Genomic DNA, 8,002 nt, shown 5'->3' with positions numbered 1-8,002 from the left:
ACGAGTCAGCAAGCTCCTTCTGACGCCGACGACGCTCCTCGCGCTCCGGACTGACTGCCATGGTCTCCATGATGTTCTCCTTCGAGGTGATAAGCACCCCTTACACAGACCATCTGACACCCCCCGCCGGTATAGGCGTGTGCGGCGCCGTCCTTGCTGCGCCCGTAGACCTCGACATCGGTGGCGTCCCCGTCGATCGTGGCCTCCCGCAGCAAGACGCCGCGCCGCGGCGCGGGAAGCCGGGACACCCACCTCGTGTTGATCGTCTTCATCGCGGCGGGCAACCCCGCAAGGCGCGCATCGGTGAACCGTCTCGCGTTGCCCGCCCACGTCGTCGACGCCGGCGTGGGCACCGGCTCCAGCACCTGCCCGGCGGTATCGGCCCGCCGCCGATCCAGGCCCACCATGAACTCCTCCCCGGCCAGCTGCGCCGAGGCCATCGTCATCAGCGTCTGCCCCGCGCTCAGCCCGCGGGCGCGCTGCTTGACCTGACCGAGCCCCTCATCCAGCGCCGCGGTGATCCCCAACACCCGGTCCAGCTCCCGCACCGCCTCCACCCCCGCGGCAGGAGTCAGCCTCGTATCCGCCGCTCCGACACACACCCGGCGCGCCCGCTTCCGCGACCGCTTCCCACCCCGTATCGTTGCCACCAAGAAAGTGCCTCCCTGATCCGACGCTGACTGACTTCGCAATCACCATCGTCCCAGATCAGAAGGCACTTTCTCTTTTCCCACGCCGACCCACCACCCCACTACCCGCGGATCCGGGTCAGAGAGGTGCCCACCAGGCTGTTGCTGACGACGATCATCCCGGAGACGAGGATGAGACCATAGACGGACTCCTCGGTGAGGAGGACGCGCTTGACGTGACCGGACAGCCCGGTGGAAGTGGTCATTCCCACATGCTAGGGGCAATACACCGTTCCGCCGGTGACGGTCAGTTCGTGCTGCAGCATGCTCCGCCGCAGCACGAGGCGCCCTCCGAGGCGGCCAAGAGATTCTTGTCGTCGCCGATCGGCTGGAGCTGAGGGGTGGGCAGGTTCGAAGTCGCCATGACTCGATGATACGTCCCCGCCGATCCTTCCCGCGCCGCGAGAGAAGGGGGGACGTATCAGCTTTTCAGTGGCGCTGCCGCGCCGTGGGGTAAGGAAATCTGGCTCATGTCTCGACACTTTCGTATCAGTCCCAGTCGAGGTAATCCTCGATGAACCACGACGTCTCCCCCGGGTGAGTGAGCGCGAAGAAGTGGCCGGCGCCCTCTACGCTCTTCACGCTGACCAGACCGGGAGCGGTCGCCTGCAGGTCCACGCCGTTCCGGCTCGGGGTGACACGGTCGGCGGAGCCCTGGATGACGAGGGTCGGAGTGTCGCCGGCGATCGGCGCCCACTCCCCCGAGGGTGTGGCGGCAAGCGCGGTCGTCTGAAGCGCGACGAGGTCACCCTGCGGCGCGAAGGTCTCGCCGAAGACGGCGGACACCTCACGAGCGCGTTCATCGGCGTCGGCGTCGCCGGTCTCGACGCCGAGGAGGAGCACGCCGCCCACGCGGTCGTGGTGGTCAAGAGCCACCGTCCGCGCGATGGCACCACCGAAGGCGTGCCCGCCGATCCACGCGTCCGCGATGCCGAGTTCCGCGAGCACATCGACGACGTCCTGAGCCAGGTCGTGGAGGGTCACGGCATCCGCTTGCTGCGCGCTACGGGTTCCGATGCGCACGACGCGGAAGTCCTCTTCGACGAGGATGCTGCCGAGAGTTCCGAGGTACGCGAAGTCCAAGCCCGCGGCGGGCAGCAGGACGACGGCGGGGCCGGCGCCTTCGTCGGTGTAGGGGACGGCGCGGCCGTAGGGCTCGAAGATCTGGCGCTCACTCACGGTTCCCCATCTTAGGGACGCCTTGATGACGAGGACGCTCCGACCGCCGACGCTACCCGGCCGCCACGACCATGATGAGCGTGCCGACCACGATCAGACCGAGTCCGAGCAGCGCACGGGGCGACTGCCGCTCGCGGAAGAAGACGGCGGCGAGCGCGACGGTCACGACGACGCTCAGCTTGTCGATGGGTACGACGACGCTCGCGGGTCCCTCCTGCATCGCGCGCCAGAAGCACAGCCAGGATGCCGCGGTCGCGAGCCCTGACAGCGCGATGAACACGAGCTCGCGGCGCGGAATGCGCCGCAGCGCGGCCTTCTCGCGCGACACGGCGACGACGATCCACGCCATGATCAGCACGACAACGGTGCGGATCGCGGTGCCGAGGTTCGATTCGACGTCCGTGATGCCGACCTTGCCGAGAATCGCGGTGAGCGCCGCGAAGACGGCGGATGCCGCGGCATACACGAGCCACGGTCCGGTCGCCGCCGTCGTGCCGGCACCGGTGACGCCGCGCCGGCGGTCGATCATGAGGTAGGTCCCGGCCGCGATGAGGGCGATGCCCGCCAGCCGTGCCACGAGGTCGTCGGTCTCGCCCAGCAGCAGGATCGCGAACAGCACAGTGAGCACGATGCTCGACCGGTCGACGACCGAGACCTTCGACGCCGGACCGATCTGCAGCGCCCGGAAGTAGCAGAGCCACGACGCTCCGGTCGCGAGCCCCGAGAGGATGAGAAAGATCCACGACTGCGCGCCGATCTGCGCGATCGTCGCCCCGGAGCCGACGAGCAGGACCATGCCCCGGAGCCGACGAGCAGGACCATGCCGACGGCCCCGACGAGGACGACGACGGTGCGCAGCGCGGTCGCGAGGTTCGACGGTGTGGTCTTGACGCCCGCCTTGGCGAGGATCGCGGTGAGCCCCGCGAACAGCGCCGACCCGAGCGCATACGCGATCCACATCAGCGGACAGCGGAATCGGACGCGACGGTCATCGAAGCCAGCCTACGTCGCCGGGTCCGCGCCGATCATCGATCGCTGTTCACGACCAGACCCCGCCTCGACGCGCTCGATGAGGCCGATGCCGTCTTCATCGCGGATGCCGAGGACGCGATCACACGCTTCGAGGCAACGAAGTGAGCCGCATGCGCTCCCGTGGCGACGTCGCCTGGGCGAGCGTGGATCCGACGGTGGGGCGAGGGCAGGCCAAGCATCGCCCGCGTTACGCGGGTCGACGCGGCACCCTATCCGATGCAGCTGGTCGATCAGGTGCACCAGATTCTGGCGCTGCTGGCGGGCGGACGATAGCGCCGACCGCACTGTGGTGCGCGCCAGCTCAACGTCGCCATACATAGGGCGTCGTCGTCGACACCTTGATGAGGCCCGAGCGTTCGAGGATCGGACGCGAATACTCCGTCGAGTCGCTGTGCACGAGCGACTTTCCGAGCGCGAGCGCGGAGCGGGCTCGGGCCGAGGTCAGAGCGCGATAGATGCCCTTTCCTCGCCATGTCTCCAGCGTCGCGCCGCCCCAGATTCCGGCGAAGTCCGTCCCGGGGACGGGCTCGAGACGTCCCGCGCTGACGACCTCACCCGCGGCCTCCGCGATCCACAGCTCCATACCGTCATCGTCTGCGAGCCGGCGGAGAATCGCATCGGCATGGTGTTCGGAGACCTGCCCGCCGAAGGCGCGATCCTGCATCGCGCACATGGCTCGCACGTCGCGCTCGTCCCGCACTCTGCGGAGTGTCACGCCGTCGGGCAGCGCAACGTCGACGGCCAGCGACGCGGCATCGCCCAACATGATCGACTCGGGTTCTTCAGGCACGAATCCGCTGGCGACGAGCGCGTCGTGCAGGCCCGGAGCCTGATCGTGCCCGCGCGTCTTCCATTCGACCTCGGTGATCGCTGAGTCCGCTTCGAAGAATGCGCGCGCGGCTGCCACGAGACGCCGGATCCGTCCGGCGTCGGAACCGCCCAGATCGCGGTAGGTCACGAAGCCCTCCCCGCCGTCGAAGTCGGCGAGTCGCAGAGGTCCGAGCGAGATGACCGAGACGGCGCTGCGCGTCTCGGCATCCGTGCGAAGCTGCTCGTCATAGGCACGCAGCAGTGCGGTGGCATCCATCGTCGTCACTCCCGGTCGCTCGTCCCGATGCGCAGCGGGAGTCAGCCCTCGTACCCGATGAGCCAGGTCACACCGAAGCGGTCGACGATGGTCCCGTCGTGGTCGCCCCAGGGCCGCTGCTGCAGTGGGTCGACTATTCGGCCGCCATCGGCCAGAGCCGTGAACCACGACTCGAGTTCAGCGGGCGCAGCGGTGCCGAGCAAGGAGAACATGACTCCGCGAAGCTCCAGCGTCTCATCATCAGGTCCAGCGTCGGCGGCGAACAGTTCGACCCGTCCCCGTAGCATGCCGTGCGCAATCGACTCTTGGAGTCCGTCCGTGCGGCCGAACTCCGCGTAGGTGTTGAGCACGAGGTCCCCGCCGAAAACACTCTGGTAGAACGTCAGAGCGCCACGAGCGACGCCGGGAAAGTGCAGGTACGGGGTGAGGCCGGTCATGGCACGAGAGTAGCTTCAGATCCGGGCGATTGCGCTGTCAGCAGTCCAGGTCCGCGCCCGGAGCGACGACATCAAGAACGGCGCTCAGCCCGCGCCCCACAACGCGTCTCCGTCGACCAGCGTCAGGACTTCGAAGTGTCGACCAGGATCGTACGCGCGCCAGGATCTGATCGTCGATAGCAACAGTCGTCCTCATCGCGTCACCTCAACAATCACTTCACTTGATGCTGTCAATGATGCCAAGCGGAACTCCACGGGCCTACGTCAGCGTTGGCCGTGCGCAAAGGACTCACCTCGGCGCCAGTGTCTCCACCCGCTGGCCCGTGATCTGGGCGATCAGATCGAAGTCCTTGTCAACGGCCAACACCGTCAGCCCGGCCTTCTCCCCGGTTGCAGCGATCAGGAGGTCTGGAATGGACGGCGCGCGGTGCTGGCCGCGATCGGCCAAGAGCATCTGCACTTCCTCGGCTCTGTCCTCGATGGCAGGAGTGATCCGCTCGACGGGCATCAGGGAGAGAGGCGGTTGACGAAGCCCTTCACGCCCCTCAGCACCTGTTCGAGCGGAGTACCCGAGTTCTAAGCGAGTGATCGTCGAGATCCGGACGAGCCCACGATCGATCCTGGCCTTCCAGCTCTCGGCGTCAGCAACGTCGCCGAGCTGGAGTCTCACGAGAGCCGACTTGTCGATGAGCCAGTTCGTCACCGCCATGCGCCGGCCATGACGTCAGGATCAGCGAGATCGGCGAAGATCTCCCCAGACCGCCTCCAGTCCTCCTCCGTCGTCTTCGTCGTCGCCCGAGGAGCATCGTCCTCGAGCCGACGACGCAGGTACTCGTTTCGAGACAGACCCAGCTCTTCGGCGGCCCGGTCGATTCGGGCGACCGCCTCGTCGCTGAGCCCACGAATCAGCACGTTCGTCATGACCGCCTCCAGGATCTTTCTTGATATCAAGATATCAAGCGTACGGAGGCGGTGGCCGATTCTGCGACAGCACGAACGGGTGCTCTACGGCCCTGGGGGGACACTCGTCGCTCTCGTCAGTTCGAGAAGCGGAACTCCACGACGTCTCCGTCCTGCATGACGTAGTCCTTGCCCTCCAGACGCGCCTTGCCGGCGGCGCGGGCGGCGACGACCGAGCCGGTCTCGACGAGGTCGTCGAACGAGATGACCTCTGCTTTGATGAAGCCCTTCTCGAAGTCGGTGTGGATGACCCCGGCCGCCTGCGGCGCCTTCCAGCCCTTGCCGATCGTCCACGCGCGCGCCTCCTTGGGACCCGCCGTCAGATACGTCTGAAGCCCCAGCGTGTCGAACCCGACGCGGGCGAGCTGGTCGAGTCCCGACTCGTCCTGGCCGGTCGAGGCGAGCAGCTCGGCGGCATCCTCGGGGTCGAGGTCGATGAGCTCGGACTCGATCTTCGCGTCGAGGAACACCGCTTTCGCCGGGGCGACGAGCGCCGCCAGTGCGGCCTTGCGGTCGGCATCCGTCAGCACCGCCTCGTCGACGTTGAAGACGAAGAGGAACGGCTTCGCGGTGAGCAGTCCCAGCTCCTTGATCGGCGCCAGGTCCAGAGCGGATGCCGAGAGCAGCTCGCCGCGTTGCAGCGCCTCGCGCGCGGCCTCGGCGGCGGCCAGCACGGATGGATCGCGCTTGCGACCGCGCACCTCTTTCTCATACCTCGTGATCGCCTTCTCGAGGGTCTCGAGGTCGGCCAGCTGCAGTTCGGCGTTAATGGTCTCCATGTCGGATGCCGGGTCAACCTTGCCGTCGACGTGCACGACATCGTCGTCGGCGAACCCGCGGACGACCTGCGCGATGGCGTCGGCCTCGCGGATGTTGGCGAGGAACTTGTTGCCCAGCCCCTCCCCCTCGCTCGCACCGCGGACGATGCCCGCGATGTCGACGAACGACACCGGGGCGGGCAGGATCCGCTCCGAGTGGAAGATCTCCGCGAGCTTCGTCAGCCGCTCATCGGGAAGGCTGACGACCCCCACGTTCGGCTCGATCGTCGCGAACGGGTAGTTCGCCGCGAGCACGTCGTTCTTGGTGAGTGCGTTGAACAGGGTCGACTTGCCGACGTTGGGAAGACCAACGATTCCGATGGTTAAAGCCACACAACGAGCTTAGTTGCGCGACGAAACCCGCCGATCCACGAACCAGCCGCGCGCGATCAGCACGAGCGCGAGACGTGAGAGGATCCCGTCGGCGATCCCCGCAGGAAGCAGGAAGATCATCAACACGAGCGTGACGGTGATCATCGTCACCGAGACCGCCAGGCCCCACATTCGATCGCGGAGCAATCCGACCGCGCCGACGATGCGCAGCGCGGCGAAGACTCCGCTCATCACCATCATCGAGTAGAGGTTGTCCCGCAAATAGTCGAGCGCGAACACGTGCTCGCCGATCGTCTCTTGTGCCACCCCGAGCGAGAGCAGAACCGGCAGCGCGAAGAACGCAGAAGCCTCCATGACAGCGCCCTGCACCAGCAAGAGGATGGCGGCGATTCGGAACGGTCGTGTAGGGCGCGTTGCTGCGGAGGTCTCGCCCACATCGAGTCGACCCTATCGAACGACGTGAGCGATGATCGACGATCGGATCGCCGTCGCGATGTGCGTTAGGTACTCACATTCCCGATGGTGAGAGCCACGGGGTCTCAGTCTACGCGGCTCACCGCCTCGGGCTGATGTACCGAAAGCAGGCTGGATCGCGCTTCGACGGGGCTGGAAGCGGAGCGGATGCCGATCCAGCCTGCTTCTCAGACGGGAACGCGCCAGCGGTCACACGGTCACCAGATCGCCCGGACGCCGCCCGGCGCGCCTCCCCTACGCCGGCCGGGGTGCGGCGGAGAGTAGGGGTGTGCCCCTGGATTTCACCGCGATCGACTTCGAGACAGCGAACTCCTCCAGCGCGTCAGCGTGTGCCGTGGGCCTCACCCGAGTCCGGGACGGGCGGGTCGTCGCGTCCGAGGGGTGGCTCATCAAGCCGCCGACCGGTCACGATCGGTTCTTCGAGCTCAACATCGGTATCCACGGCATCCGTGCCGAAAACGTCGAGGGCGCCGCCGACTGGACGACCCAGCTCGCCGACCTCACGGCGTTCGTCGGCGACGATGTGCTCGTCGCGCACAACGCCGGGTTCGACATGACGGTGCTGCGCCGCGCGTGCGAAGTGACGGATGCCGCGTGCCCGCCGTACCGCTACATGTGCAGCCTGCAGGTGTCGCGCAAGACGTACCAGCTGGCCTCGTACCGGCTACCGCTCGTGGCTGCCGCGGCGGGGTTCCTCGACTTCGCGCATCACGACGCGACGGCGGATGCCTTGGCGTGCGCGCACATCATGATCGATGCCGCGCACCGCGCCGGTGCCCAGGACATCGTCGAGCTCGCGATGCTGCTGGGGCTGCGGGTGCCCCGGATCCCGGTGCCCGCCGCCGCAAGCACAGCCGTGGAGGCCGTGGCCGCCGCGTGACGCGCCGACGGCCACTCATACCGACCGATGTCGGAGGGGTGCGGCACGCTGTCACCATGGATGCCGTCATCGTCACCGTCTTGATCGTCGCGAGCCTGTTCGCGGGCCTGCTC

11 protein-coding genes are annotated in these 8,002 nt (G+C 67.2%); 1 reads left to right on the top strand and 10 read right to left on the bottom strand.

Annotation, left to right across the window (positions count from 1 at the left end):
- Positions 1-5: 5 nt before the first annotated feature.
- From WBP48_RS17630 to WBP48_RS17585, 10 genes are all read right to left on the bottom strand, one after another.
- Positions 6-548: a hypothetical protein gene (locus WBP48_RS17630; protein WP_424442040.1), complete on the bottom strand. Its 543-nt coding sequence runs from the start codon at positions 546-548 to the stop codon at positions 6-8.
- Between the two features lie 203 nt (positions 549-751).
- Positions 752-895 (bottom strand): hypothetical protein, encoded by a 144-nt coding sequence (locus WBP48_RS17625; RefSeq protein ID WP_424442039.1) that lies wholly within the window; start codon positions 893-895, stop codon positions 752-754.
- Positions 896-1,178: 283 nt separating this feature from the next.
- Positions 1,179-1,868 carry an alpha/beta fold hydrolase gene (locus WBP48_RS17620; RefSeq protein ID WP_424442038.1) on the bottom strand — a complete coding sequence of 230 codons (690 nt, stop codon included), beginning with the start codon at positions 1,866-1,868 and terminating at the stop codon, positions 1,179-1,181.
- Positions 1,869-1,920: 52 nt separating this feature from the next.
- Positions 1,921-2,664, bottom strand: a complete 744-nt coding sequence (locus tag WBP48_RS17615; RefSeq protein ID WP_424442037.1) for an EamA family transporter — start codon at positions 2,662-2,664, stop codon at positions 1,921-1,923.
- 537 nt (positions 2,665-3,201) lie between these two features.
- Positions 3,202-3,987, bottom strand: coding sequence for a GNAT family N-acetyltransferase (locus tag WBP48_RS17610; RefSeq protein ID WP_424442036.1), 786 nt, complete (start codon positions 3,985-3,987; stop codon positions 3,202-3,204).
- A gap of 41 nt (positions 3,988-4,028) precedes the next feature.
- Positions 4,029-4,424 (bottom strand): VOC family protein, encoded by a 396-nt coding sequence (locus tag WBP48_RS17605; protein WP_424442035.1) that lies wholly within the window; start codon positions 4,422-4,424, stop codon positions 4,029-4,031.
- A gap of 289 nt (positions 4,425-4,713) precedes the next feature.
- On the bottom strand, positions 4,714-5,133 hold the full coding sequence (locus WBP48_RS17600; protein WP_424442034.1) for a PIN domain nuclease: 420 nt from the start codon (positions 5,131-5,133) through the stop codon (positions 4,714-4,716).
- The gene (locus tag WBP48_RS17595; RefSeq protein ID WP_424442033.1) at positions 5,124-5,345 is read right to left on the bottom strand and encodes a hypothetical protein; all 222 of its coding nucleotides are present in this window, start codon (positions 5,343-5,345) and stop codon (positions 5,124-5,126) included. The genes WBP48_RS17600 and WBP48_RS17595 overlap by 10 nt, the downstream gene beginning before the upstream one ends.
- Positions 5,346-5,461: 116 nt before the next feature.
- On the bottom strand, positions 5,462-6,535 hold the full coding sequence (gene ychF, locus WBP48_RS17590; RefSeq protein WP_424442032.1) for a redox-regulated ATPase YchF: 1,074 nt from the start codon (positions 6,533-6,535) through the stop codon (positions 5,462-5,464).
- A 9-nt stretch (positions 6,536-6,544) separates the two neighbouring features.
- Positions 6,545-6,889 carry a hypothetical protein gene (locus WBP48_RS17585; RefSeq protein WP_424442031.1) on the bottom strand — a complete coding sequence of 115 codons (345 nt, stop codon included), beginning with the start codon at positions 6,887-6,889 and terminating at the stop codon, positions 6,545-6,547.
- A 388-nt stretch (positions 6,890-7,277) separates the two neighbouring features.
- Between WBP48_RS17585 and WBP48_RS17580 the strand changes: the two genes are divergently transcribed.
- Positions 7,278-7,889 carry an exonuclease domain-containing protein gene (locus WBP48_RS17580; RefSeq protein WP_424442030.1) on the top strand — a complete coding sequence of 204 codons (612 nt, stop codon included), beginning with the start codon at positions 7,278-7,280 and terminating at the stop codon, positions 7,887-7,889.
- Positions 7,890-8,002 lie beyond the last annotated feature (113 nt).

Origin of the sequence: Microbacterium sp. (assembly GCF_049661145.1) — a bacterium.
Classification (GTDB): domain Bacteria; phylum Actinomycetota; class Actinomycetes; order Actinomycetales; family Microbacteriaceae; genus Microbacterium.
Note: the sequence above shows the minus strand (reverse complement) of the source record. Positions and strands in the feature narration are given on the sequence as shown.

Excerpts from the sequence above, each read along its gene's own strand:
- WBP48_RS17605 (WP_424442035.1), bottom strand. The coding sequence starts at position 4,424 with ATGACCGGCCTCACCCCGTACCTGCACTTTCCCGGCGTCGCTCGTGGC.
- WBP48_RS17615 (WP_424442037.1), bottom strand. The coding sequence starts at position 2,664 with ATGGTCCTGCTCGTCGGCTCCGGGGCGACGATCGCGCAGATCGGCGCG.
- WBP48_RS17600 (WP_424442034.1), bottom strand. The coding sequence starts at position 5,133 with ATGGCGGTGACGAACTGGCTCATCGACAAGTCGGCTCTCGTGAGACTC.
- WBP48_RS17610 (WP_424442036.1), bottom strand. The coding sequence starts at position 3,987 with ATGGATGCCACCGCACTGCTGCGTGCCTATGACGAGCAGCTTCGCACG.
- WBP48_RS17585 (WP_424442031.1), bottom strand. The coding sequence starts at position 6,889 with ATGGAGGCTTCTGCGTTCTTCGCGCTGCCGGTTCTGCTCTCGCTCGGG.
- WBP48_RS17625 (WP_424442039.1), bottom strand. The coding sequence starts at position 895 with ATGACCACTTCCACCGGGCTGTCCGGTCACGTCAAGCGCGTCCTCCTC.
- WBP48_RS17595 (WP_424442033.1), bottom strand. The coding sequence starts at position 5,345 with ATGACGAACGTGCTGATTCGTGGGCTCAGCGACGAGGCGGTCGCCCGA.